A 26,326-nucleotide genomic window follows, 5' to 3' on the forward strand; every position below is an offset into this window, starting at 1 on the left:
TGCCGTGCTTTAAGCCTGTTTGAGCACGCGACTCAGCGCAGCCACTCCCACACCGGCCAGCCCAGCTCCTCGGCTTGCTGGCGCAGCGCGGGGGCCGGATTGACCGCATGAGGATGGCTCACCGCCCGCAGCATGGGCAGATCGTTGTGAGAGTCGCTATAACCAAAGCTCCCCAGCCAGAGATGGTCCCTGCCTGCAAACAGCTGGTTGATGCGGGCCACCTTGCCTTCGCGAAAACTGAGAGTGCCGCGGGTCTGGCCGGTCAGCATCCCCTCCTCCTCATCGAGCAGGATGGCGACGCAGTGATCCATCCCCAGCATCTTCGCCATGGGGGCGACCAGATGCTCGCCGGAGGCGGAGATGAGCACCAGATCGTCGCCCCGCTCCCGATGCCATTCGATACGTGCCAACCCCTCGGGGTAGAGGCGCTCGCGCAGCACCTGCTCGGCAAAGCGGGTAGAGAGCGAGTCGAGCCACTGGCGCGTCTTGCCCGCCAGCGGTTGCAGGGTGAAGGCCATGTACTGGTGCATATCCATCTTGCCTTGATGGTAGAGGGACATCATGGCCTGCTCCTCGGCGATCATGCTGGTGGGCGCCAGCTCCTCGGCCACCATGTACTCCAGCCAGAGGCTGGCGGAATCCCCCGCAATCAGGGTCTCGTCCAGATCAAACAGTGCCAGTGCCATGAGGGCTCCTTGCGGTAACAACGAAAATGAAACGAGGCGTCATGCTACCTCACAGAGTTGATCCCGGGCCACCGCCAGGGTTACAGCACTGCCGGTGGCCAGCAGATCGCCAGCCGAACGGTTGAGGCAATCCACCGTCAACAGCCCCGCCTCGCACTCCACCTGATAGCGGATCACGTTGCCGAGCAGCTGTTGCTGGCGAACGATGCCGGGCAGGCTGGGTTCGCTGCTGCTCGCCCCTGCGGGCAGCAGGGTAATGGACTCCGGCCGCAGCGCCAGCTTGCCCTGAAAACGGGGGCCAAACAGCGACTTGCCCTGCTCGGCGCAAAGCAGGTTGTAGTTGCCGATAAAGCTCGCCACAAACTCGCTGGCGGGGCGGGTATAGATCTCCTCCGGCGTGCCGCTCTGGACGATGGATCCCTTGTTCATCAGGAAGATCCGATCCGACATGGTCAACGCCTCCTCCTGATCGTGAGTCACGAAGATGGTGGTGAGCTCAAGGCGCTGCTGGATCTCGCGGATCTGCTGGCGCAGGCTGCGGCGGATGCGGGCATCCAGCGCCGAGAGCGGCTCATCCAGCAGCAGGATCCGCGGCTGTACCACCAGAGCCCGGGCCAGCGCCACCCGCTGGCGCTGGCCGCCGGAGAGCTCGGCCGGATAGCGGCGCTCGAAGCCGGTCAACTCCACCAGCTCAAGCGCCTCCTGCACGCTGGCGGCGAGATCCCGTCCCGGCTGGGGTTTCATCTTGAGGCCGAAGGCAACGTTGTCCCACACCGTCATGTTGGGGAACAGCGCATAGCTCTGGAACACCATGCCGATGCCCCGCTTCTGGGGCTCCTGCCAGGTGATATCTTCACCGGCCACCCGCACCTGACCACCATCCACCGGGGTGAGCCCGGCCAGCGCCCGCAGCAGGGTCGATTTGCCGCAGCCGGAGGGGCCGAGCAGGGTCACCAGCTCCCCCTTGCGAATGCCGAATTCGATCCCCTCGAACACCGGCGTATCGCCGTAGGATTTGTGCAGTTGATTCACTTCTAAATGAAACATGTTGATTCACCGATGAAATCTGTTGGCCGCCCAGGTGAGCAGCAGGGTCAGCAGGAAGTAGCTCATCACCAGCGCACTGGTGAAGTGGCCCGAGGTGGCGCGCATGTTGTAGAGGTAGACCTGCAGGGTCTCGTAACGGGTGCCCACCAGCATGTTGGCGAACACGAACTCGCCGAGCAGGAAGGAGAGAGAGAGAAACAGCGCCGCCAGCAGCCCCTTGCGCAGACAAGGGATCACCACCAGCAGGAAGGCGCGCCGACTGCTTGCCCCCAGCAGGTGGGCAGCATCCATCAGATCTTTCAGCGGCACCCCCTGCAGGCTATTGGCCTGCGCTCGGTACATAAAGGGGAGCACCACGGTGAACCAGGTACCGATCAGGATCCACGGCGTGCCGATGATGGGCAGAACGCCATCGGCGTAGATCTGCAGCAGCCCCACTGACGAGACCACAGGTGGCACCGCGAAGGGGAGCAGGATCAACAGGTTCATCCAGGGATCCAGCTTTGGGAAGTAGTAAGCCACCACCAGCACGGTCGGTACCAGCACCAGGGTCCCCAGCAGCAGAGTGGCGAAGCAGACCAGGAGGCTGCGGCCAAACGCCGCCAGAAAGCGCGGATCGCCCCACAGCTTGAGATACCAGTCGAGGGTGAAGCCATCCGGCAGCAGGGTCGCCCCCCAGCGGGTGGAGATGGAGTAGAGAAACGTGGCCAGCAGCGGCAGCAGCAGGGTGGCGACCAGCCCACCCAGCACCCACTTGGGCCAGCGCGGCGTCAAATCATGCATGGGATTGCCCCTTGTTCACATAGCTCTTTTTCAGCAGCCACTGGTTGGCGGCCGTCACCACCCCCAGCAGCACCATCAGGATCACCGCCAGCGCCGCCGCCATATTCGGTTCGAGGAAGATATCGCCGGAGACCAGACTGGCCACCCGGATGGTCACCAGATTGAAGTTGCCGGTGGTGAGGGCATAGGCAGAGGCATAGGCTCCCACCGCGTTGGCAAACAGGATGATCAGGGTGCCGAGCAGCGCAGGCGTCAGCACCGGCAGCGCCACATGCCACACATACTGCCCCTTGCTCGCGCCGAGCAGCGCGGCCGCTTGCGGCCACTCATCCTGCAGCGCATCGAAGGCCGGGTAGAGCAGCAGCAGGGCGAGCGGGATCTGGAAATAGGTGTAGATGAGAATAAGGCCCGACCCCGAGTAGAGGTTGAAGCCGTCGATCAATCCCCAGGATTTCAGCAGCAGGGTCACCGCACCATTGATGCCGAGAATGATGATAAAGGCGAATGCCAGCGGCACCCCGCTGAAGTTGCCGGTCATGGTGACAAAGGCCAGCAGCAGCCGTTTTACCCGCTCGCCACTGTGGCGCAGCGCCGCTGCCCCGAGGGTGCCGATGGCAAGCCCCGCCAGACTGGCGATACCGGCGATGCGCAGCGAGTTGCCGAACGATTGCAGGTAGAAGGGGGAGCTCAAAATCTCCCGGTAGTAGTCGATGCCCCAGCCATCCGGGGTCTGGAAACTGCCCACCAGCGCCCACACCATGGGGGCAAGCTGGAACAGGATCATCAACAGGATAAAGGGCAGCAATACCAGCGCGGGCAGCCAGTGGCGGCGCACCTTGCGCTTGGTTGCCACGGGTTGATCCACGAGAATCTCGGTGGTGGCAGGCATCATCAGTGCACCTCGCGCATAAAGGCAGCCTTGAGCAGCGGTGGCGCTGCCGGCTTGTCGTGGGGGATGCCCAGCAGGTCGGCCATCAGGGCGCAGAGCTGGGTCTGGGCGATCACCACCCCATCCGGCCAGCGTTCGATAAAGGCATCGCCAAACAGCCAGAGCGGCACGGTGCGCTCTTCCGGCAGGGTGCCGCCGTGGCTCAGGTCGTTGTTCATGCCGTGATCCGAGGTGATCACCACCTGATACCCCTCCGCCAGCCACTGGGGCAGCAGATCGGCCAGCAGGCTGTCCATCCGGCGCGCCTGATTGCGGTACTGGCGGGAATCGAGGCCAAACTTGTGACCCGCATCGTCCACTCCCATCGGGTGGATCAGCAGAAAATCGGGGTCGTACTGGCTGCGCAGCCACTCGCCATCCATCAGCAGATGGCTGTCGGGATAGTTGTCATCCCAGTAGAAGCTGCCGTGCTGGATGGGCAACTGCTCGTCGTGAGTAAAGCGATCGCGGGCTGCCAGCCAGGGGCTGCGGTTGTAGAGTTCGCTCACCCAGTAATAGGCCGCCGCTGCGGTGCGTTTACCCGCAGCGCGGGCCAGATGGAAGATGGAGTCATGCAGACTGAGGCGACTCACCCCGTTGTGGGTGATGCCGCTCACCACCGGCGGCACGCCGGTCAGGATGCACTCGTAGAGGGGTCGGGAGAGAGACGGCAGGGCAGCATTCAGGGTCGTATGCAGGCCCCGCCCCGCCTCCACCATGCCACCGAGGTAGCCCATGGTGTGGGCTACCTCGGCTGCCAGACCATCCACAAGTACCACTATCACCTTGTGTTGCACTGGATTCCCTTACTGCATGTTGATCATGACGGTTTCTTGCCACTGGCGCGGCAGGGCTTTGGAGCTCTGCTCCCAGGCGGCGTGATCCTGCACCGGCTTGGCATTGGCGTACTGCTCGGCCGGCAGCAGCTTGGCCTTGACGTCGTCCGGCAGGGTCACGTTGCTGCGAATGGGGCGGGCATAGCCACGGGCCAGATTGATCTGGCCGGCGTCGGAGAGGATGTATTCCCGCGCCAGCTTGGCGGCGTTGGGGTTCTTGGCCCACTTGTTGATGATGGTGGTGTAGCCGGCGATGACGGAGCCGTCGCTCGGGATCACCACCTCAAACTTCTTGGGGTCGATCTGGTCGCGGTAGTTCAGCGCGTTGAAGTCCCACAGCACCCCCACTTCCACCTCGCCCTTCTCGATGTTGGCGATGGTCGGGTCGTTGAGCGACAGACGACCCTGCTTGGCCAGCTGACCGAACAGCTCCAGTGCAGGTTTCAGATTCTTCTCGCTGCCGCCGGTGGCATAGGCCGCCGCCAGCACGCCGTTGTTGGCCTGGGAGGCAACGCCCACATCACCCAGGGTCACCTTGTAGTCGCCACCCAGCAGGGATTGCCAGCTGGTGGGGGCGGCCTTGACCAGATCCTTGTTGATCAGGAAGGCGATGGTGCCGGTATAGGCCAGCATCCAGTGACCGTCGGCGTCCTTGGCCCAGTTGGGAATATCGGCCCAGGTGGAGGGTTTGTAGGGTTGGGTAACACCCTGCTTGACCGCAACCGGACCGAAGGCGCCGCCCACGTCACCGATATCGGCGGTGGCATTGGCCTTCTCGGCGGCGAACTTGGCGATCTCCTGCGCCGAGCTCATGTCGGTATCCTGATGCTTGATGCCGTAGATGCTGCCCAGTTGCTGCCAGGTATCCTTCCAGTTGGCCCAGCTGTCGGGCATGCCGATGCTGTGGAGCTGGCCTTCGCCACGGGCGGCCTTTTCGAGATCCGCGATATTTTCGGCTGCATAGCTATTTGTGGCAAACAACGGTTGGCTGATGGCCACCATGGCCAGTGCACTTGCGATCACGCTTTTCATCATCCCATCCCTCTGGACTAGGTCAGTTAAGGTTCGAGAGGGATGCTAGAGGGGAATTGTGACGGTGGCGGGGCGCTTTAATGGCAGTTTGATGACAATCACCCTGTCATGGCGCTGTCATCCACAGCAGTTACAACTCTGAACCCGAGTGAGGCTGGACTATTCCAGTAAGGGATTGGCCAGCCACCCGCCTTCTGAATAAGCAACAGGGACAAGAGTGTGACCGAGCCGAGATTGAGCGAGCAGAGAGTGAACGAACAGAGCATGGCCGATGGCCGCGTCTCCTCCAAGTGCGAACAGATTTGCCAGACTCTGCGCCGCTATATCGGCAGCGGCCAGTTGGGGGCCGGGCAGCAGCTACCCGCCGAGCGGGCCCTGAGCGAGCGCTTTGCCACCACCCGCATCACCATCAAGGAGGCGCTCTCCAGCCTCGAAGCAGACGGCCTTATCTACCGGGCCGAGCGGCGCGGCTGGTTTGTGGCGCCACCCCGCCTCACCTACGATCCCGCCATCCACACCCACTTTCACCAGTGGATCGGCGAGCAGCAACGCACCGCCGAAACCCGGGTGCTGGCCCACGGCAGCGAGCTTGCCAGCAGCGAGCTGTGCCGCTGGATGGGGTTGGAACCCTTCACTCCACTTTATGAGATCCGCCGCCAGCGGCTGATCGACGGCCGCCCGGTGCTGCATGTCAGCCACCACCTGCTGGCGAGCCGCTTTCCCGATATCGCCAGCGCGCCGCTGGCCAGCTCCCTCACCGAGCTCTATCAGCAGCGCTATGGCATAGGCCAGGGTGGGGCGAGTCTCGAGATCACCCCCTCGGCGGCGCGCGGCGCCATCGCCCGCGCCCTCAATCTGGCAGAGGGGAGCGCGGTGCTGCGGCTGGTGCGGGTCAATTACGACGAGCGGGGCGGTCTGGTGGATTGCGATATCGAGCACTGGCGGCCGGATGCGATCCGTATCTGTCTGGATACGCGAGCGTTGCAGCCGCTCGCAGGCAAGCTGCAACAAACCCGGGTCGCCGATTAGGGAAAATATCCAGAGCACTGTCGAGCACAGTGGCGATCCGCATCTGCCTCGATAACCGGGTGCTGCAACCGGTCGCAAGCAGATCGCATACCGTTCAACTCACGGAATAACCAGACTCCAACATGGCGGATCCCGCAGGATCCGCCGGGATCAGTTGTCGATATTGGGGATCATGTCGTCGAAGCTCTGGTAGCCGCAGTCGGCCAGTTGCAGCGACATGGTGTAGGTCTTGGCGTGCTCCTGCTGGCCGATGGCGGGGCGGTTGAGCTTGATCTCCTGATGCCAGTACTCCTTCATCCGGTCGATCAGCGCCATCGCCTCCCCCTCGTTGAGGTGCAACTGGCAGAGCGCCATATAGTTGTTCGACTTGTGCATGTTCTCCACCAGATACTCCCCCAGCACCGACATCGCCTGCCGTGCCTGCTGGCGGGCGAAACGGCTGTGCTGCTCGAAGCTGATCCGCTCGCTGATGAGGAAGTGGTAGCTGTTGTCGATACCAAGCTGCAAAATGCCGAGCTTCTCCAGCTTGCGCAGATAGAGGTAGCAGGAGGCATCGGTCAGGCCGTACTCCCGCTTGAGATCGATCAGCGTCTTGTCGCGCCAGAAGATATTGGCGAGAAAAGCGTAGAGCCCCGGCTCATTGTGAAACGCCTCGTCCTGCTCCTGGGTAAAGACGGCGCGGCGGCTCTGGGCGTCCTGAGTGCGATCCAGCAACTCCTCGAACGAGAGACCCACCAGATGGCAGATCTCCAGCAGAGTATCAAACGGCAGCGAGGGCTTGTTCATCATCCGTTTCACGGTCGCGATGGAGACACCCATGGCTTCTGCCAGGGTCTGATAGCGGATCCCCTTGTCGGTCAGGGTCTTCTTCAGGGTGTCGAGAATATTGTTGGCCAGGGTCTGGCTGTAGGTCATGCCACTCTTCCTTGTTATCGCACTTTCATTGCATGGTTATGCCGAGTCAGCTTCTGACCTGTTTTTACCTTCAAGGCTCAGATATTGACACCGAAAAAACAGCCTAGAGAAAAAATCGCCTACAACGCCCATCAGGACAGACCAGTTGAACGATGAGGTCGCAAAATCTGACACCAGACAGTGCATATCTTTCAACCCGCAAACATTTTGCTAGTGCTGCATAGAACATCGCGCATAATCGAAACGTATCGAATTCAAGACCCTTCCTGGTTGAGAAATCGATTGTTTGCTTCCAAATTTTTATCTTTTAAACCGTAAGGTTTTTTCTCTTTCCTGGCATTGGGCGGCGCTGATAGCACCGCCCTTTTCTTTTCCCTGAATTCGCAGGTCAGGTCAAGGGCCCCGGCAAGGGGAAGTGTCACAGGCCACCCGCCGCCCACTGATGCGCCAGCCACTACGACCTCTCTGGCAAGGTATCCTAAACGATCCTTAATACCGTCTCATTGCCATTAAATATATTTAAATGGCTTACTTGGAAAGCTTCACTCAATATAAAAACAAATATAATCAAGTAATTTAAAACATCAAAAACTTATCTTTTAAATGGCTTGCATATATAAGCAAACAAAATTAATCGGGCCGCACGCCCCATATCTGCTTATCACACCCCATGCCCACCCCAACAACTGCTACCGGGTGAAGAGAAAAGCCACCCACAAGCGCCCATTCGCGTATCTGGTGGGTAGCATAGCCCACGCAAAAACAGCCTCAAAAGACCACCAAAAGTTACAATGGGAACAATCCCAAACCTCAAAAAGAGCAAAAAACAGGCAAAGAGAGAAATTTTTTTCTCACGGTTTCACCTTGTGATGCGTTCAAAAAATCATCGAAAAGAACCTGATGCCAATCAGTGACATCTGAGATGCCAATTTTTAGACGGCTCATCATGGCCACGCTCGAATGAAAATTCAATGCTGATAAAAATCAATCACATAGAATCAAAATAGAACTCGCAGCCGGTCATTTTCCTCACCAGTTAATTATTTAAACCTCAATAAAGCTAAAACTCTAATAACACCATTTATTAAACAAAATGGCCCTGCTTGCAGCCAGTCATATTTATAATGATGGGGAAACCACTCTCTTGTTATTCAGAAATGTGCTGACTATACTGCGGCCCCTCTGTGAAAGCAGAGCGATGACGGAAATATAAAAAGCTTCATGGATTGAGCAATATAAATTACACGCAGTTCACGCAACACAAGGTTATTTATCCATGAACAAGTTTAATAAAATTGCCGCTTTCTCCCTGCTTGCTCTGGCCATGAATGGCGGCGCCCATGCCGAAGGCTGGTATGCAGGTCTGGATCTGACCACCTCCAAGATGGATCTCGACGGTGACCTCCAGCGCGCCTATGACGCCAAAGTGATCGACGACCAGCTCGACGGCGGCAGCCTGATCGTCGGTTACAGCTTCAAACCCTGGCTGGCCATTGAAGGTGGCCTGCACGCCCAACAGATGGAGCAGCTGATCTGGGTGACCTCTCAGGGGGCAACCGGTTTTGCCGACACCACCATCGAAACCCGCAGCATCAGCCTGGCCGCCAAGCTGAGCCAGCCGCTGGCCTGGGGCTTCAGCGCCTATGCCAAACCGGGTATCGCCTACACCCGCACCGAATTGGAAGTTGTCGGCAACGCCACCATCCTCGGTATGAGCGGTCAGGTAAGTGGCCGCGAAACCAAGAGCAAGGTACACCCCAATCTGGAAGTGGGTCTGGACTACGCCTTCAACGACCACTTCTCTGCCGGTATCGGTTACGAGCGCCAGTTCAACGCCCTGAGCCTGGGTGATGAGCACTACTCTCTGGATACCCTCAAGCTGGGTCTGCGCTACCACTTCTAAGTCGCGCCGCGTCAGTAACAATGCAAAAGGGCCGCAGGTTTCACGCCTGCGGCCCTTCTATTGGCTGATGTGCCATCAGCAGATCTGATTCTTGCCCTGCTGCTTGGCCTGATAGAGCGCCCGATCGGCACGCACCATCAGACTCTCCTTCTGCTCACCCTGCTGATACTCCGCCACTCCGAAGCTCATGGTGGTCGCCCCGCGGGGACAGATGGGGTGCGTCACCATCAACGCCTGAAACTTGTTCGCCACCACCAACGCATCTTCACGGCCGGTATTGGGCAGCAGCACCATAAACTCGTCGCCACCCCAACGAGCCAGCAGATCAATCTCGCGGATATGGTCGCGCACCAGCGCCACTATGTTGATCAGGGTCTGATCCCCGATATTGTGGCCATAGCTGTCATTGATCTGCTTGAAGTTGTCCACATCCATGGCAATCACGGTAAAAGGCAAGTGAAAGCGGCGCGCCCGTTCGCACTCCAGCTGCAACGCCCGCTCCAGCCGATAGCGGCTGGCGGCACCGGTCAGGGCATCAGTCTCCGCCAGCTGACGATTCTCCTCCACCCTCTGTTGCAGTGCCTCGTTGACTCGCACCAGCTCGGCGGTGCGCTCCGCCACCAGTTGCTCCAGCGACTGATTGCGCAGCTCCAGCTGCTCCAGCAGCAACTTGCTGGCGTGGATATTGCGATGGGCGCCGATCATCCGCGCCACAGACCCATCGGGATTGCGCTCTATGATGCGGCCGCAATCCTCGATCCAGATATAGTCTCCGCCGCGACTGCGGCAGCGATACTCGACCCGGTAGTCGGGGGCGGCGCCGCTCAGATAGGCATCGAAGCTCGCCATCACCCGATCCATGTCGTCGGGGTGGATCACACTCTCCCAGGTGAAGACATTGTTGCCTAGAGTATGGGGCTCGTAGCCCAGCATCCGGTACCAGCCCGGGTTGCGATAGACGAAACCGGTGTTGGCATTCCAGTCCCAGATACCATCGCTGATCACCTCGAGAATGCCATGTACCACGGCTTCGCTGACATCCGAGATCCTGATCGTGTCGCTGTCCTGCAGCATGGGAGACCATCCTTGTCTTGCCGCCCCGCTGGGGCGCGGGGCATTCCAGCCTGATGTTGAGAAATGATAGCGGCAGACGGCTGCACAGTCCGCTATCCGTTGATCGATGAAAACCGCCACTACTTGTTCTGGTTATCGGCCGCCATCGGGTTCGTCTGAATAACATTAGCAACCAGTGTGGCTCAATATTTCACCCTTGTCCGGTTTTAAAGGCAGGATGATGCAGGTTGCGATAGTGGCTGGGCGCCAGGCCATGCTGACGTTTGAAGGCGGTGGAGAAATGGTACTCGTTCTTGAAGCCGCACTGCTCGGCCAGCAGCTTCACCGGGTCGGCCCGGCTGGCCAGCAAGAGCGCCGCCCGCTGCAGCCGCAGCCGTTGCAGCAGCGCCATGGGCGCCAGCGCGAAGTGCTGCTGGCAGAGCCGGTAGAGCTGGCGCTCGGAGAGATGCAGGGCGCCGGCCATGCGCGCTATGTCCCACGGCTCGGTCAGCGCCTCTTTGAGCAGCAATTCGAGGCGCAGCGCCAGCCGCTCGCCACGCCGCTGCCCCTCTCCCTTTTGCAACAGACGGCGCAGGTAAAAGCCGAGCTGCTCAACCAGCAGGGCGCTGAGCAGCGGGTCCTGATGGCGCTCCTGCTCCGCATAGAGGTTCTCGATCGTGCGCAGCACGGTGGCCTGCTGGGAGGTACAACCGAGCCGGGGGTGGCTGGCGAAGGTATCCCAGGGGGAATCCTTGTGCAGCAGCAGCCACACCAGCTCCCACTCACTCCCCTTATTCACCTGCTGGTTCAACGGCTCATTAAGCTGCTCACTCAACTGCTCACCAAGCTGCTCTCTCAACTGATAGCAGAGCGGCTCCCCGGCCGGGATCAGCGCCCACTCCCCGACCTGCAACCGCTCGCGGCGCTCCCCCACCTGCACCTCCCCCTCACCGCCCAGGGTCAGCAGAAAACAGTGCATATCGGCAAAGCGGCGCGCGATGCGGTAGCGGGTCTTGAGACGGGAATAGCCCGCCAGCCACACCTGCTCCTGTGCGAGGGCCGGCAGCAGACTGTCGCAACAGATCTGCTCGCGGCAGTCGGGGGAGACATCGATAATCTCGGTGTTGGCAGTTTCAGACATCATCAGGACGGGCTCAGCCATGTCGAAGGGACAGGCCCCAGCATAGCATTAAGGGCATCGAGTCACAGGAGACCAGCCATGCATATCCATCACGTCGCCATCTGGGCGCAGGATCTGGAGGCACTCAAGGCATTCTACTGCAACCTGTTTGGCGGGCAGGCCAATGAGCGCTATCACAACCCGAGCAAACAGTTCAGCTCTTACTTCGTGCGTTTCGAAGGGGGCGCCAGCCTGGAGCTGATGCACACCCCCATACTGTTTCCGGCAGATCTCACTCTGCCACACCCGTTGCAGGGGCTGGCCCACCTCGCCTTCTCCCTCGGCAGCGTGGAGGAAGTGGACAAGATGACCGCCCGCCTCAAGCTGCTCAAGGGCGCCGAGGTGAAACACCTGGACGGCCCCCGCTGGACCGGCGACGGCTATTACGAGAGCACCTTCCTCGACCCGGAAGGCAACCGGCTGGAGCTGACCATCTAATACCTGAATGCTCCCCTCACTCTGGCCCTCTCGTAAGTTCGATTAGCGAAGCGTAATCGGACAGCGGTAACGGCATTGTTCCCTTCTCCCATTTATTAAAAAGGAGGAGAGGGGTCGGGGATGAGGGGCAGGAAAAAGAGATTATGCGGTAAACGTTGGGCTTCGCTACGCTCAGCCACAACCTACACAATCGGTAGGTTAGTGCTGAGCCAGTGAAGCCCAGCATACAAGACATAATTAATATATTTTTAATAACGCGTTGTAAATTAACCAATATAATAGATTGTATGTTTCGTACCTTCTCCTTTAACAGAAGAAGGTACGTTCAATAATCAATCTACAATATTATCACACATGAATAAGTTCAGATAACATACCTATGTATACAGGGTACCTTTTGTATTGCATAGTATTATTAGACCACCTGAGCGATGATTGTCCACCAAGCAAACGATGACCAACCCAACGAGTGTCAATAATATTTCTTCCTCCTCGGTGATTTAATAAAAGTAAACTCCCCATAAATTTTACCCAGTCATCATGACTATCAAGAAGCTCCTTTCCATATAAATGCATAGAACGGCCACTATCAAAGACAAAGAAATCCATATTCCATTGAATCATAAAGTCATGAATCACACCAAAGATATCACTTGTAAACTTACTTATCCCCAAATCCACCATAGGTATATAACGTGATACATTATGATCAAAATATACTTTTGAATTTATAGCAAGCTCTTCTGATGGCCTCATGCATTTAATTTTATTATCTAACCAATCCGTATCAACTTCAGACAATACAACTCTAAATTCATTATGTGGATCAGCCAAAGATGAAGGTATATATGTATATGTCTTCATTGATAGAAGAGTTAAGTCAGATGAAAATGACTGACAATAGTCACGAAGATGCTCTATATATATAGATGCGGGATGTCGATTAACATTTATTTTATTAACTGCCACGTTAGCCCACCTTTATCCCATTCAAAAGTTGATAGGTCTCCAAAGAGAATGAGTCTGTCATTCCTGCTATATAGTCAGTAATCAAATGGCATCGTAAATTAAATTCAACCTTATCACACACACCTTCATTCAAGGAGCGAACATATGCACGAACATGCTTATCAGATAAAAGATTAAACAGGCGAGTGCAAATAGCCATTTTTTTACCGGCTCTTTTTTCCACAATTTTGAAAAAATCATCTCTACTTAATTCAAGTAAAGGAGAGAATTTATCAAGCAGCCCATATATTATGGCGTATCCACCTAACTCCATTCTTTCTGCCTCAGAGGAGGTAAATATATACTTTCTAGTAAAGTCCTTTAGAATTTCCTGTAAATCATATACCAGTGTTCGTTCTCTAATTAGAGCATCCACACTCCCATTTAAATAATCATCAAATTTAACGAAAAAATCAAAAGCTACTAATTTCACACTCAAATTAGTTAATGTGGTTTTGAATTGTAGAAACTTATACTCAAGCTCTTCGGTACAGTCATTAAAGTTTTCGTTGTATTTCCTAATTATGAACTCTGCATCCTTTATATAAGACATCAACTTTGGCAATTCAGAATAGACAGTCCCTACATCACGATCTCGTTCACATAAATCACATATGGATTTCTTTATGTATTTGAAGAATAGTTCGTAAGATACGATCCCCTTTTCAAATCCATCTTCGATATCACTAATACAGTAGGATATGTCATCTGCAGCTTCCATGAGATATGCCAATATATGCCTACCTGATATTCCAAGATCAGCCTTTATTGCGTTGACAACATTCTCTTCCGTTGAGAAATATCCCATTTTTTTATGATGTAAATTGCCATTTCCAACAGTATCATTTGATGCCACGTATTTTATACATGCAGCCAATTGAGATGTCGTCAAGTTTAAGCCAAATGCATCAGTTCCCTGAAGCTTTGATATAATTCTCAGCCCTTGTGGATTACCATCAAACTGAATAAAATCATTATAGTTATAATCACGTTCAGATAAATTTATATTCTTTTTACTCTCCAGTTTCTCCTTGTTCTCTCCAAACCATGTTGAAATAGCAGACTCCCCGAAATGACCAAAGGGAGGATTGCCAACATCATGAATTAAACATGCTGTTTCAACAGTTTTTCTTATCGCAACATTCTCATCCAATATAAATTTTAGATGTGGATTTATAGCATTTCCTTTGCTTATCTCCTCACTTATCAATTCTACTATTTTTTGTACTAAGAACACACCTATATGAGCTACTTCCATTGAATGTGTAAGCCGACTCCTTACAGCTGCATTATTTTCCAAAGAAAATACTTGAGCTTTCATCTGCAGCCGTCTAAATGATGCAGAATAAATATATCTAGCATGATCACTTAATGAAATAGATGAAAAATCATCATATTTTTTCTCAGATGGCCTAAGCCTAATTTCTGATAATACTTTCATATCCAAATCTCCATGTTACTTATCAATAATAAATATTTAATCCAACCTCTCCGCCAATCCGGAATAACGCTCGGTCTTTTTCCGCACAGCTTGGGCCAGCAGAGCGCGATCGCCGTAGAGATCGAGGCGGGCCTTGGCGCGGGTGATGCCGGTATAGACCAGCTCGCGGGTCAGCAGCGGGCTGGGGCTGTCGGGCAGCACCAGCACGGTATGGGCAAACTCCGAGCCCTGGGATTTGTGGATGGTCATGGCGTAGACCGTCTCGTGGGGTGGCAAGCGGCTGGGCAGCAGAGCACGCAGGGTGCCGTCCGGCTGCTCAAACCAGACCTTGAGGCGGCCAGTTTCATCGGGCAGGCAGAGCCCCATATCACCGTTGTAGAGGCCGACCCCGTGGTCGTTGCGCACCACCATCACCGGGCGACCGGCATACCAGTCGCCGTCGCGGGCAATCAGGCCAGCCCGTGACAGGGCCAGTTCGAGCCGCTCGTTTAGCCCCAGCACGCCGAACGGGCCATCGCGCAAGGCGCAGAGGATCTGGAAGCTGTTGAATGCCTTGAACACGGCGGCGGGCGCTTCCCCCGCGTGGGCCGCCTTCAGATAGGCACCATAACCGGCGACCCCCTGGGCAATCAGGGCGTCGTAGGCCTCCCCCGCCCAGGGGTGCAGGCTGATATCGGCGAATCCTGCGCCCCAGACCGATTCCACCGCCGCGGCATCGCCGCTGTTGCAGGCGCGCGCCAGCTGACCGATGCCGGAGTGCTGATCAAAACGCCAGCTCTTGGCCAGCAAACAGAGGCTGTCACGCACCGGAGCCCCCGCGGGCGAGCCCTGCAGGCGGTAGCCGGTCTGGCGGTATAGCCAGTCCGCCTGCGCCGGGCTGATGCCCTGTTCGATAAAGCTGCAGATATCGCCGAGCACGGCCCCCGCCTCCACCGAGGCGAGCTGATCCTTGTCACCGAGCAGGATCAGGCGGGCGTGGCTCGGCAGTGCATCGAGCAGCCGCGCCATCATCGGCAGATCGACCATGGAGGCCTCATCCACCACCAGCAAGTCGAGGTGCAGCGGGTTGCCCGCGTGGTGGCGGAACTGGCTGCGCCCCGGAATGACCCCGAGCAGCCGGTGCAGGGTGCCCGCCTCGGTGGGGATCGCTTCGACCCACTCGGGGGGCAGATCGAGGGCCTGCAGGGCAGAACCGATACTCTCGGTGAGGCGCGCCGCCGCCTTGCCGGTGGGGGCCACCAGCCGGATCGCCGGGGCCTTGCCTGCTTGCAGGCCGGTCTCCACCAGAATGGCGAGCAGTTTGGCGACCGTGGTGGTCTTGCCGGTGCCGGGGCCGCCGGAGATTACCGCAAAGGGACGCGCCGCCGCGGTGGCCGCCGCCAGCTTCTGGCCGTTGCAGCAGAGCGCCTCGGGCACCAGCACATCCAGCTTGCTCAAATCGCTCGCCGCCTGGGCGCTGGCCAGCAGCACCTCGATGGCGGGCCAATTCACTTCGTTCGGGAACACAAGATCCAGATACTTTTCGATAAAGTGGCGGGCCGAGAAGTCGGGGGCGAGGCGGGCCTTGAGCAGGGCACCGAACACCAACCCATAGTCGCGGGCAAACAGCCGCGACAGGGCTGGGGCTATCTCCGGCCATTCGGCACGTTCACTCAAGGCGCGCAGATGGCGGGCCACCCCCAGTTCAAAATCGTGGTAGCGGGTGAGGTAGAGCCGCCCGTGCCACAGCCGCAGCGGCCAGCGCGGGGCTGGCCCCTCATCCTGCTCCGTACCCACGAGCGGGCTTGCCGCAAACAGGGCGGGCCAGCGGGAAGGATCAGCCAGATCCCCCAGCAGATCCCGGCTCTGCTGGGGATCCAACCCGAACGGCCGTAAAGCTCCACTCGCCAACATCTCAAGGGGCAGACAAACATGGCCGCGCCCCAGCTCGAAGCAGGCGAGCGCAGCCCCCAGCACCAGCTCGGGGCTGCCGCCAAGGTCGGCCACCAGCCTGGCAAATTGCAGATCCAGCTGGCGGATGCGGCCAGCCAGCGCCAGTGTTTTCAACCGTTCAACCATCATTACGCTGGCTGCGGTGCTGATCATGGTGCCGCTCATGCCTCTACCTCGTTAAATGCTTGGGATCCCGCTGCTGGCAGCTCACTGCCTTCGCGAAACAACTTATCCAGCCCCAGCACCAGTTCACGGCTCGGGCGGGTATGGAAAATACCCCCCTGCGGCATGCCGCGCAGGAAAAGATAGAAAACGCCGCCAAAGTGCTGCTCGAAGTCGTAGCCCGGCAGGCGCAGGGTGAGCAGCCGGTGCAGCGCCAGCGAGTAGAGCTGGTATTGCAGGTCGTAGCGGTGCTCGGCCATCGCCCGCTCCAGCGCCGGACGGCTGTAATCGGCAGGACTCATGCCGAGGTGATTCGATTTGTAGTCGAGCAGATACCAGCGCCCCTGCCACTCGAACACCAAGTCGATAAAGCCCTTGAGCATCCCCTGCACGGTGGCAAAGCTCAGCGGCTTGTTGCCCCGCGACAGCGGGTCGTGCTGCTGGCAGAGCGCAGTCAGCGCCGGTGCCGTCACCCGTCCCATGGGCAGGAAGAACTCCAGCTCCACCTGTTTGCGCTCGGGGGCCAGATCCCGCAGCCGTACCGGATCACCAAAGCCGGTATCGAGCGGAGTATCCAGCACCGCCTCCACCTGCTGTTGCAGCACCGGGGCCCAGCTTTCGTCGAAACCATCTTGCAGCAACAAGCTGGCGATATGCTCTGCTAGCGGCTCACCCGCAGCGCTCTGAAAATCGATGGTCTCGAACAGGCTGTGCAGCAAGGTGCCGGGGCGCGCCCCTTTCGGGAAGGTGAAGATGGAGGGCTGGGGTGCCTCGTCCGGTTGCTCGGAAGCCAATGCAGCCGCCTCGGTGACGACCTCGTCATCGAAGCCGGGATTGGCGAGTACGCCCTTACTGTGACCGTGACCCTGCGCCGCCAGCCCGGAGTAGGAGCTGATCCACCAGTCCCGCTCAAGGGAACCGCTAAAGTGGCGCACCTGCGGCTCGCCCAACTGCTCCTCCTCTGGCGGCAGCGGGGCCGGACGGGTGAGCGAGGGCTCACCGACAGCCACCCCGGGCAGCGCCTGTGCCAGCTCGGTCAGCGCGGTCGCCAGGGTTTCGGCATCCCCCTCCTCGCCCTTTTGCAGCAGGTAGCCGATGGCGGTGTGGTGCAGGTCGGTCTTCTCCGACTTGCCCGCTCCCGCCCGCACCGGCGCCAGCCCCAGCCAGGTGGCGTAGACGCCCCGGGTCAGCGCCACATAGAGCAGCCGCAGGTCTTCGGCAAGCCGTTCCCTGTCCGCTTCGGCGAGCGACGAGTCGGCGCCGGTCAGATCGAGAATGGTGCGATTGCCCGCCTCGTCCGCCTCGTGATAGAGCGGGGTCTCGGCGGTTCTATGGCTGCAGATAAAGGGCAGGAATACCAGCGGGTACTCCAGCCCCTTGGATTTGTGGATGGTGACGATCTGCACCAATTTCCGCTCGGATTCGAGGCGCAGTACCTGCTCCGCATCCTGCCCGTTGGGGCGGCTCACCGCCTCCCCCAGCCAGCGCAGCAGGGCATATTCCCCGTCCAGCTCGCTGCTCACCTGTTGCAGCAGCTCGCCAAGATGGAGGAAGTTGGTCAGCCGCCGCTCGCCATAGGGGCTCGCCAAAAGCGAAGAGGCGAGATTGCGCCGGTGCAGCAGGGCCCGCAGCATCGCCAGCACGCCGCGGCGGTGCCAGATCTTGCGGTACTCCATAAACTCCTGCACCGCGCTCTCCCACGCCCGCTCGTCGCTGGCCAGCCCATCGAGCGCCTTGGCATCGAGATCAAACAGGCCGGTGGCGAGCGCCGCCCGCAGGCTACGCTCTTCGCTCGGGTTCTGGCAGGCGTGCAAAATCAGCAGGATCTCCCGCGCCTCCTTCTGCTCCAGCACGCTCTCGCGGTTCGACAGATAGACGGAGGCGATGGCGAGCCGCGCCAATTCCTGCTGCACCAGCTTGCCCTCGGCGCCGGTGCGCACCAGCACGGCGATATCCCCGGCCTTCACCGCCTTGTCACCTATCAATGCCTTGCCCTCGCGAGCCAGGGTCAGCAGGCGGTGGATCTCGGCGGCGGTGGCGCGGGCCATCTTGCTCTGGTAATCCCCCCGGTTGAAGGTGGGCTGGCCGGTCAACTGCCAGCACTGGAGCACGGGCGCGGTGGTGCCATCGAGCAGCAGCGCCTTGCTCTTGCCCTGCGCCTCCACCGGCAGGAAGGGGATATCCGCCTCGTAGATAAAGGGATCTTTCGCCCGCTCGAACAGGCCGTTGACCGCCCCCACCAGCGCACTGCTGGAGCGCCAGTTGCGCCCGAGGGTGTAGTGGGCGCTCACATTTCGCCGCGCCTGAATGTAGGTAAAGATGTCGGCGCCGCGAAAGCCGTAGATGGCCTGCTTGGGGTCACCGATCATCAACAGCGCCGTGTCTGTGTGGCCGCCGTAGAGGCGATGGAAGATGCGGTACTGCTGGGGATCGGTATCCTGAAATTCGTCGATCATCGCCACCCGATAGGTGGCGCGAATGCGCTCGCAGAGCCGCTCGCCAAGGCTGGAGCCGAGCGCCCCGTCGAGATCTTTGAGCAGGTCATCGAACGAGAGCTGATGGGCTTGGCGCTTGCTGGCCTGCATCCGGCTGCGCACCACTTTGGCCGCCCGTTGCAGGATCAGATCCCGAATACCGGGACGGCTCGCCAGCAGCTGGTCTATCTGACTGAACAGCGGCAGGGTCGGCACCGCGCCCCCCTTCTTGAGGTTCTCCTCCAGCACCGTCTGGCCAAAGCGCTCCAGCTCCTTGGGAATGGCGTAGCCACTGGCCTCGTCTTGCGCCCAGTCGGCTATCTTGGCAAGCCACCCTTCGTAGTTCTTGCCGGTGTAGCGGCTGATCTGGCCGTCGGTCTGGCGGCGGATCTCGTCCGTCTGCGCCAGCCACTCGCGCTTCACCGCAGCGATGCGACTCATGGCCGCCTGATGGCGAGCGGCGAGGGTCTCATCCCCCAGCGCGGGGTGGATCTCCAGCTCGCTGTTGTCGAGCCAGCTGCCCATCTCCCGCAGCAGGGCGGCGGGGCTCGGCCAGAGCGCGCGCACGGCGCTGGCGAGGGGCTTGTCCACCGGATAGAACTCGGATCGCCAGTAGTCGCTCACCGCCTGCAGCCGAAGCTGGCTGTCATCGGTGAGAAATTCGGTTTCAAAGAGGGCACCCGACTCGAAGGCGTTCTGTTTCAGCATCCGCTGGCAGAAGCCGTGGATGGTGAAGACCGCCGCCTCGTCCATCTGGCGCTCGGCGGCCAGCAGGCGGCGGGCCGCCAGCTCGTGATCCTCCACCTCCGCCAGCAGCTGGCTCAGCAGGGCGTCCTTGCTTTCACCGCGCATAAAGGCGAGCCGCGCCTCGTGAATGCGACCGCGGATCCGCCCGCGCAGCTCGGCGGTGGCCGCCTCGGTAAAGGTCACCACCAGAATTTCGGTCACTGAAAGCGGCCGCTCGTGTGCACTCGGCTGACCGGCGTCTTCTCCCTCTTCAATGAGCGGGCCATGGCCCAGCAGCAGGCGCAGGTAGAGGCCGGCGATGGTGTAGGTCTTGCCGGTACCGGCAGAGGCTTCAATCAGTCGTTCACCATGGAGGGGAAAACGCAGGGTATTGAGCGGGTTAGCCATTATGTCAGCTCCTCCAGGGTCTTGAGCAGCGGGGTCAGGTGTTCGCGGGCCAGCGCCTGCAACTGCCCCAGCACCTCGTCATCGAGTTCGGGGAAGCAGCGGGCGACGTAAACGTCTTGCCCCTCCCCGTTGATCATCCAGCCGCCGTTGAAACGGGTGAGAGCCGCCTTGTCGGCCGCCTCCGGCTTGTCGGGATCCTTCTCGATCGCCTTGAGCCAATCCCAGGCGGTGTTGGGGAAAAACGGCAGCGGCCGCTTCATCCCCTGCGCCCAGCACGCCACCAGCGCCGCCAGCTTGGGGCGCGCCTCATCGGCAGCGAGTACAGGCAGTCGCAGACTCTGTTTGGCATCGAACAGCAGGGTGTCGCCGGGGGCGCCGCTCAATGAGAGGCAGAGGTGCTGGATCCAGCCCAGCAGCAGATCCTTGCCGTTGAAGCTGCCGGCTTTGACCACCAGCAAACGCCCCTTCTGGGTGTCGATCCACCCTTGCAGCTGACCCTGAGTGAGGGAGATATCGATCTCCACCGCCTGTTTCTCTGCCTCATTGGCCGCAACCCAAGGGCGCAGCCGGTCCGCCAGCTTGCCCATCTCGGCATCCAGATCGTCCAGCAGCAGGCTGCCAAACCACCCTTGCGGCAACAGGCCGGTGAGCTGCAACCGTTCGCGACGCTCGGTACTTTCACCTTCCGCCAGATGGGCATCGAGCAGCAGATCTTTCAGCTGATAATGTTGCAGGCTATCCAGCTCGAACGGCTCGCTGTCCTCGATGTTGGCTTCGTTCAGCTCAAACCACACCTTGAGGCGACGGTTGAGGAAATATTTGGTGGGCTGGCGATAGAAGCGCAGCAGCTCCGCCAGCTCCAGCCCCTGCTCCTTGCCCCATTCGGGGGGCAAAGGCAGCTCGCCGCTCTGGAAGTTGGCCGCGCCGCGCACCGGATTGAGGGCGGGCAACCAGTCGGCGGCATAGGTAAAGAGGCGTGAACCAGGCTCCGGATAGAAGTAGTTGCGGCTGTAGGGGGTGAGCGGGTGCGCCACCATCAGGTGGTTGAGCAGCCGCTTGCCGGAGGTTTCGTCATCGAGATCCTCATCCCCCGCCAGCACAAAGCCCTGCCGCACATAGTCGATCAGCTCCGCCAGCAGCACCGACGGCACCTTGTCGCTGTTGTCCTGCGCGCTGAAGCCCTGATAGCTGATATAGAGCCCCTGCTGGGCGCTGAGCAGCGCCTCGAGGAAGAGGTAGCGGTCATCATCGCGACGGGAGCGATCCCCACGCCGCGACGCTACCGCCATCAGGTCGAACCCCATGGGGGCCAGGGTGCGCGGGTAGACGCCATCGTTCATGCCGAGCAGACAGACCTGCTTGAAGGGGATGGAGCGCATCGGCATCAGGGTGCAGAAGTTGACCTGACCGGCGAGGAAGCGCTGGCTGGAGCGGGACTCCCCCAGCACGCTGCCGAGGTAATCCTGCAACAAGTCGGCGGTAATGGGCTGCTCGAAACGGGCCTCGCCGAGCCGGGTCTGCCACTCGACCAGCTGGCTGCGAATCAGCTGGAGTTGACGCTCTTCATCCTCGTCGGCCAGATAGAAGCGCTCCAGCAGCGCCAGCAGGCAGGCGTTCCACTCGGCCAGCGGCTGCGCCTGTTGCAGGCGGGGCAAAAACTCGGCCAGCGAGTCGACAAACCAGGCGAGCTTGCCAAGTGCCAGCCCCTGCTGACCCTCGATATCGGCGTAAGGCAGAATGCCCGCCACCGGCTCACCGTCGCCCATGGCAAAACCGAGCAGCATGCGGCGCAGGCCGAACAGCCAGCTGTTGCCGGACATGGGCGGCAGATCGAAACGGACTGGGTAACCGTCATCCAACCCCCAGCGGATGCCGGTCTCCTGCACCCAGACCCGCAGCTGGTTGAACTCGTCGTCATCCAATTCGAAACGGCGCAGCACGGCGGGCACCTCGAGAATGGCGAGCAGCTCCCCTGCCCCGAAGCGGGCATTGGGCAGCCTGAGCAGGGCGAGGAAGCTTTGCAGCAGGGGGCTCTCCTGACTCGCCGCCCGATCCGAGACCGCAAACGGGATCTGGCCCCGAGCACCAAACACCGCCTGAATATAAGGGCCGTAGCTGTTCACATCCGGCATCATCACCACCACATCTTTCGGGGTGAGGGTCGGGTCCTGCTCGAACAGCGCCAGCAGCCGGTCGTGCAGCACCTCGAGTTCGCGCATCGGGCCATGGCAGGCGTGGATCTGCAAGGATCCATCCGCCGGATCGATCGGGCTCTTGTGGTGGCTGCTGTCGAGATCGAACTGACCGGCGCCCCGTTCGGCCAGCTCCAGCACATCCTTCTGGATGGCGCGCAGCAGGCTGACATTGCCTTTGCCATCCACCTCGTCGATATCGACGAAGGCCTCGATTTGCGGCACCTCCAGCTCCATCAGCTGGTGCAGGTAGTCGCGCCCCAGCTTGCCCATGGAGGCGAGCAGCGGGTTGGCGGGGCCCTGCAATGTCTCGATATCGGTGCCGGGTTTGAGCTTGTTTTCGAGGCGCGCCAAGGTCTTGCGATCCAGCAGATCCCCCCAGTAGTAGCGGCAGGGGTTGGTGACGAACAGATGTACCTCCACCTCCGGTCGGCTACCGAGGGCCAGCAGCGCCTCCACATAGCGCGGCGGCAGAGCCGAGATGCCAAACACGAAGACCCGCTGCGGCAGCTTGCCCGGCAGATCGGCGGTACGCGCCAGCTCGTGGATAAACTCCTCGTAGAGGTTGGCACGGTGGTAACCGCTCGGAGAGAGCGCCAGGGTGCGAGCCACCAGCTCGCGCCACAGCTCCGGCTGCCAGTCCTGACCGCTCACCCCGGCCAGCTCCTGACTCAATCCTTCCCCCTCTTCCCAGCGGGCGATCCAGTCCGGCCGGTAGACCAGATACTGGTCAAACAGATCCGCCACCTTCTGGCAGAGCTGCCACAACCGCACCTGCTCGGGATCCTGGGCAGGATCCACCTCATCTCCCCCGCCCAGATAGGCGGCGAGCGGGGCAAAGGCGGGGCGCTCCAGCAAGGCGGGCAGAATGGTCATCAGCTGCCAGCTCATGGAACCCTTGTTGTAGGGACTCTGACGCGGCACATCCGCCAGCACCCGGGTGAACATCTCCCAGATAAAGCTGGCGGGCAGCGGAAAGTCGATATTGGCAGCGATGCCGAACGCTTTGGCCAGCTCCAGCTTGAGCCACTGGGCCATGCCCGGGCTCTGCACCAGGATCTGCTCCCGATCGAAGGGGTGAGAGAGAGGGGCCTGCCGGATGCGGCTCACCAGCAGTTCTTTGAGCAGATCCAGCTGATTGGAGTGGTAGAGGGTAAACATGAGCAATTCCCGCCTGTGGATGAGAGGGGGCGAGGGAAAAGGCGAGCCATTTCCGTCACTTCACAAGAGTGAGAATTGTCGGGGATCGAGGGGGAAGATGCAAAAGGCTCTTGTGGCCAGCAGGCGGGTAAACCGCCGAACCATGAGGGGCGCCGCAGATTTGACGCGCCGCCTCACCTATCCGGAAAACGCAGACAGAAAAAAGCCGGTGCAGTTGCACCGGCCAAAAAGCATTGGAAAACTTGACTCTTCAGGGCATTACCAGTTTTTGCCGAGACGGGCATCCAGACTGAAAGCCCCTGCTCCGGCCGCCGCCAGCGCCAGGAAACCACCGGCAACGGAGACGTTCTTCATAAACATCAGCATCTGCATCTGTTCTGCAGGCTGATAATGGAAAATAAAGGCAGCCATCAGGGTGAAACCGGCCAGCAGCACGGAGAGGCTGCGGGTAAAGAGACCCAGCACGACGGCAAGGCCACCACCCAGCTCAAGCAGGATCACCAGCGGCAACATAAAGCCCGGCACACCCATCGCTTCCATATAGCCCTGAGTACCGGCATAGCCGCCGATCTTGCTCCAGCCCGCCATTACGAACATCAGCGCCAGCAGTACACGACCCGCCAGCAGCGCTACATCTTTCATCTTGTCCATTTCATATTCCTCGTTTGTGTCACATCACCGCTGACTGCTTCAGGGTAGGTCAAATAACAGGGCTTGGCTGGCACTGGTCGCAACCAGCTCCCACCGGTATTCATCACGACTGAGTACCCCGTCGCCGGGTCGGGCAGCCAGACCGTTGGCGGCAAGCGTACCTGAAATCATCTGCAGGTAACCGTGTCGGCCAGCCAGTGCCCATTCGAGCGTCTCGCCCGGGGCCAGTTCCAGCCGCCATACGCGGGCCTGTTGGCGGATCCGCAGCGATCCCGCCTCGCCATCCGGTGACGCTACCAGCGTCATGCCCGGTCTGGACTCGATCTTCTTCTGCTGATACCCGGGTGGCGTGCCGAACTCGTTCGGCTCGATCCAGATCTGCAACAGGGAGAGGGGTTCCGTCTGCGAGGGGTTGTACTCGCTGTGGCGGATCCCGCTACCTGCACTCATCAGCTGGAAATCCCCTGCCGGGATCTGCTCGGCATGGCCGAGGCTGTCCTTGTGCTCTATGGTGCCTTGCAGCACGCAGGTGAGGATCTCCATATTGGCGTGAGGGTGGGTGGCGAATCCGCCACCCGGCGCAACCAGATCCTGATTGATCACCCGCAGTACCGAGTGTCCCATCCACTCCGGGTCATAGTAGTGACCGAAGGAGAAACTGTGGCGCGCGTCCAGCCAGCCAAAGTTGGCCTTGCCCCGCGCTTCTGCGGCTCTCAATTGCATCATGGTGTGCTCCTCATCTACCGGGACGGTTGATTAACGCTGTTTGCCGCTACCGATACCGAACGGAATACGGTATTCGCTGCTCTGGTCAGCCAGGCTGACGGTCAGGTTGCCCTGGGTACGGCTCGGGATCCGCACCTGCTGGGTGCCTGTCAGGTTGGCGTGGACTGATGCCAGCAGATCGCCAGACTCGTCACGCACTTCCAGCATAGGATTGGCTTTGCCATCCATTGCGGCAGTGGCGTTCCAGTTCACAAACAGCACGCCGGGCATGGCATTGAAGTCAGCCGGTACGGAAGCCTGGGCGAAACCAGTGGTCATCAGGCCTGCAACGGCCAGCATCTTGATTACGTTTTTCATGTTCATTCACTCTCTTGTTTTATATGTCATTGCCAAGGCCTTTTCGGCCAGAATCAATGCATCCATGCAAGAGGTCATTCAAATAGTGTGTTGTTCTTTCACCGACGTCAGACAGACCTATTTGGTGTGTCACAGTACGGAACTACCCGCATATTTGGCCGCTCGACGTTCCTGCCTAAGCGTTGATTGAATATTAAAGTGACATGACCTAACTTGTTAGCGAGATAAACTGGCAAACATATTCAAAAAAATTGAAGGTGAGGAATGGCCAAGGAATCGAACAAGGAGCGGGCGCTGACCCTGGAGGCAATCCGGGTGCTGGACGCCATCGACCGCCGCGGCAGCTTTGCGGCGGCGGCCGACGAGCTGGGCAAGGTCCCCTCGGCATTGAGCTACACAGTGCAGAAGCTGGAGGATGAACTGGATGCCATGCTGTTTGACCGCAGCGGCCACCGCACCAAGTTCACACCGGCGGGGCGCATGCTGCTGGAGCGCGGCCGGGTACTGCTGGAGGCAGCCGAGCATCTGGTGGGAGAGACCCGGGCGCTGGCCCGTGGCTGGGAGACCGACATCACAGTCGCCGTCGATGCACTGGTCCCGGTGCAGGCCCTCTACCCCTTGGTGGAGAAGCTGGCCGAGCAGACCGATACCCGACTGCGGCTGCGGGCCGAGGTGCTGGCGGGTAGCTGGGAGTGTCTGGAAGATGGTCGCGCCGACCTGCTTATCTCCTCCATCAACCCCGACATCATGATGACCGGCATCAAGCATCAGGTGATCAAGGACGAGGTGATGCTCTACGTCGCACATCCCGCTCACCCGCTACATCAGGAGCCCGAACCCTTGGCCGACGAGACCCTGCGCCGCTACCGCGCCATCGCCGTCGCCGATACCGCCCTGCGCAAGCCGGTGCTCACCTACCGCCTGCTCGACAAGCAGCCGCGCCTCACTGTCAGCACCATGACGGAGAAACGGGATGCCCTGCTGGCAGGGATCGGCGTCGGTACCATGCCACAGAGCTGGATTGAGGAGGACATCCGAGCCGGACGGCTCAAGGTGATCAGCCCCGAATATCGCCATCAGCTGCAGGTCGTACTGGCCTGGCGGCGAGACACCATGGGCAAGGCCAAAAGCTGGCTGGTGCGGGAGATACCAAAACTATTTGCAACTGGTGAGAAATGAGATCCAGTTAACAGAAATGTTAATTGCATGCCTCACTTGACGCCCAATATCTTTGCTGATTTCATAGCCGCCTCATTGA

21 protein-coding genes are annotated in these 26,326 nt (G+C 59.4%); 4 read left to right on the forward strand and 17 right to left on the reverse strand.

Annotated elements, in window-relative coordinates; genetic code table 11:
* Positions 1–32 precede the first annotated feature (32 nt).
* Genes G5179_RS02970 through G5179_RS02995 form a run of 6 tightly spaced genes read right to left on the reverse strand, consistent with a single transcriptional unit; the run spans position 33 to position 5,312 of the window.
* On the reverse strand, positions 33–686 hold the full coding sequence (locus G5179_RS02970; protein WP_421257834.1) for an HAD family hydrolase: 654 nt from the start codon (positions 684–686) through the stop codon (positions 33–35).
* A 39-nt stretch (positions 687–725) separates the two neighbouring features.
* A complete protein-coding gene (locus G5179_RS02975) occupies positions 726–1,733 on the reverse strand; it encodes an ABC transporter ATP-binding protein (RefSeq protein ID WP_421257835.1) in 1,008 nt (335 codons plus the stop codon).
* 6 nt (positions 1,734–1,739) lie between these two features.
* Positions 1,740–2,516 (reverse strand): ABC transporter permease, encoded by a 777-nt coding sequence (locus G5179_RS02980; protein ID WP_421257836.1) that lies wholly within the window; start codon positions 2,514–2,516, stop codon positions 1,740–1,742.
* A complete protein-coding gene (locus G5179_RS02985; RefSeq protein ID WP_421257837.1) occupies positions 2,509–3,408 on the reverse strand; it encodes an ABC transporter permease in 900 nt (299 codons plus the stop codon). The genes G5179_RS02980 and G5179_RS02985 overlap by 8 nt, the downstream gene beginning before the upstream one ends.
* The gene (locus tag G5179_RS02990; protein ID WP_421257838.1) at positions 3,408–4,241 is read right to left on the reverse strand and encodes an alkaline phosphatase family protein; all 834 of its coding nucleotides are present in this window, start codon (positions 4,239–4,241) and stop codon (positions 3,408–3,410) included. Before G5179_RS02990 ends, G5179_RS02985 begins: the two co-directional genes overlap by 1 nt.
* Before the next feature lie 9 nt (positions 4,242–4,250).
* Positions 4,251–5,312: an ABC transporter substrate-binding protein gene (locus G5179_RS02995; protein ID WP_031227932.1), complete on the reverse strand. Its 1,062-nt coding sequence runs from the start codon at positions 5,310–5,312 to the stop codon at positions 4,251–4,253.
* 264 nt (positions 5,313–5,576) lie between these two features.
* On the opposite strand from G5179_RS02995, the gene G5179_RS03000 reads away from it, so the two are divergent.
* The gene (locus G5179_RS03000) at positions 5,577–6,341 is read left to right on the forward strand and encodes a UTRA domain-containing protein (RefSeq protein ID WP_088868366.1); all 765 of its coding nucleotides are present in this window, start codon (positions 5,577–5,579) and stop codon (positions 6,339–6,341) included.
* Between the two features lie 150 nt (positions 6,342–6,491).
* On the opposite strand, the gene G5179_RS03005 is transcribed toward G5179_RS03000, so the two are convergent.
* Positions 6,492–7,256 (reverse strand): helix-turn-helix domain-containing protein, encoded by a 765-nt coding sequence (locus G5179_RS03005; protein ID WP_005336490.1) that lies wholly within the window; start codon positions 7,254–7,256, stop codon positions 6,492–6,494.
* A 1,276-nt stretch (positions 7,257–8,532) separates the two neighbouring features.
* On the opposite strand from G5179_RS03005, the gene G5179_RS03010 reads away from it, so the two are divergent.
* Entirely contained in the window at positions 8,533–9,159 is a 627-nt protein-coding gene (locus G5179_RS03010; protein WP_421257839.1) for a porin family protein, read from the forward strand.
* Between the two features lie 75 nt (positions 9,160–9,234).
* Here G5179_RS03010 and G5179_RS03015 read toward each other — a convergent pair whose 3' ends face one another.
* Both G5179_RS03015 and G5179_RS03020 read right to left on the reverse strand, forming a co-directional pair.
* A complete protein-coding gene (locus tag G5179_RS03015; protein ID WP_216979683.1) occupies positions 9,235–10,233 on the reverse strand; it encodes a sensor domain-containing diguanylate cyclase in 999 nt (332 codons plus the stop codon).
* Positions 10,234–10,423: 190 nt separating this feature from the next.
* On the reverse strand, positions 10,424–11,356 hold the full coding sequence (locus G5179_RS03020; RefSeq protein WP_421257840.1) for an AraC family transcriptional regulator: 933 nt from the start codon (positions 11,354–11,356) through the stop codon (positions 10,424–10,426).
* A gap of 75 nt (positions 11,357–11,431) precedes the next feature.
* Here G5179_RS03020 and G5179_RS03025 point away from each other — a divergent pair, with 75 nt between their 5' ends.
* Positions 11,432–11,830, forward strand: coding sequence for a VOC family protein (locus G5179_RS03025; RefSeq protein ID WP_227341566.1), 399 nt, complete (start codon positions 11,432–11,434; stop codon positions 11,828–11,830).
* A gap of 348 nt (positions 11,831–12,178) precedes the next feature.
* Here the strand turns inward: G5179_RS03025 and G5179_RS03030 are convergent, their stop codons facing one another.
* The 8 genes from G5179_RS03030 to G5179_RS03065 all read right to left on the reverse strand — a co-directional run bounded on the left by G5179_RS03030 (position 12,179) and on the right by G5179_RS03065 (position 25,074).
* Positions 12,179–12,799: a hypothetical protein gene (locus G5179_RS03030; protein WP_421257841.1), complete on the reverse strand. Its 621-nt coding sequence runs from the start codon at positions 12,797–12,799 to the stop codon at positions 12,179–12,181.
* 1 nt (position 12,800) lies between these two features.
* The gene (dgt, locus tag G5179_RS03035) at positions 12,801–14,279 is read right to left on the reverse strand and encodes a dGTPase (RefSeq protein WP_421257842.1); all 1,479 of its coding nucleotides are present in this window, start codon (positions 14,277–14,279) and stop codon (positions 12,801–12,803) included.
* A gap of 36 nt (positions 14,280–14,315) precedes the next feature.
* Positions 14,316–16,376 carry an exodeoxyribonuclease V subunit alpha gene (gene recD / locus G5179_RS03040; RefSeq protein WP_421257843.1) on the reverse strand — a complete coding sequence of 687 codons (2,061 nt, stop codon included), beginning with the start codon at positions 16,374–16,376 and terminating at the stop codon, positions 14,316–14,318.
* Positions 16,373–19,981, reverse strand: a complete 3,609-nt coding sequence (recB, locus tag G5179_RS03045; protein ID WP_421257844.1) for an exodeoxyribonuclease V subunit beta — start codon at positions 19,979–19,981, stop codon at positions 16,373–16,375. Before recB ends, recD begins: the two co-directional genes overlap by 4 nt.
* Complete coding sequence (recC, locus tag G5179_RS03050; protein WP_421257845.1) at positions 19,981–23,334, reverse strand: exodeoxyribonuclease V subunit gamma; 3,354 nt, start codon at positions 23,332–23,334, stop codon at positions 19,981–19,983. Before recC ends, recB begins: the two co-directional genes overlap by 1 nt.
* Before the next feature lie 258 nt (positions 23,335–23,592).
* Positions 23,593–23,985 (reverse strand): DoxX family protein, encoded by a 393-nt coding sequence (locus G5179_RS03055; RefSeq protein ID WP_005342720.1) that lies wholly within the window; start codon positions 23,983–23,985, stop codon positions 23,593–23,595.
* Positions 23,986–24,024: 39 nt separating this feature from the next.
* Positions 24,025–24,711 (reverse strand): pirin family protein, encoded by a 687-nt coding sequence (locus G5179_RS03060; protein ID WP_216952676.1) that lies wholly within the window; start codon positions 24,709–24,711, stop codon positions 24,025–24,027.
* A gap of 30 nt (positions 24,712–24,741) precedes the next feature.
* Positions 24,742–25,074, reverse strand: coding sequence for a hypothetical protein (locus G5179_RS03065; RefSeq protein ID WP_013723379.1), 333 nt, complete (start codon positions 25,072–25,074; stop codon positions 24,742–24,744).
* 258 nt (positions 25,075–25,332) lie between these two features.
* On the opposite strand from G5179_RS03065, the gene G5179_RS03070 reads away from it, so the two are divergent.
* A complete protein-coding gene (locus G5179_RS03070) occupies positions 25,333–26,247 on the forward strand; it encodes a LysR family transcriptional regulator (protein WP_213390526.1) in 915 nt (304 codons plus the stop codon).
* Positions 26,248–26,326: the final 79 nt, after the last annotated feature.

It is taken from the genome of Aeromonas sp. 600886, assembly GCF_049174935.1.
Lineage (GTDB): Bacteria > Pseudomonadota > Gammaproteobacteria > Enterobacterales > Aeromonadaceae > Aeromonas > Aeromonas veronii_A.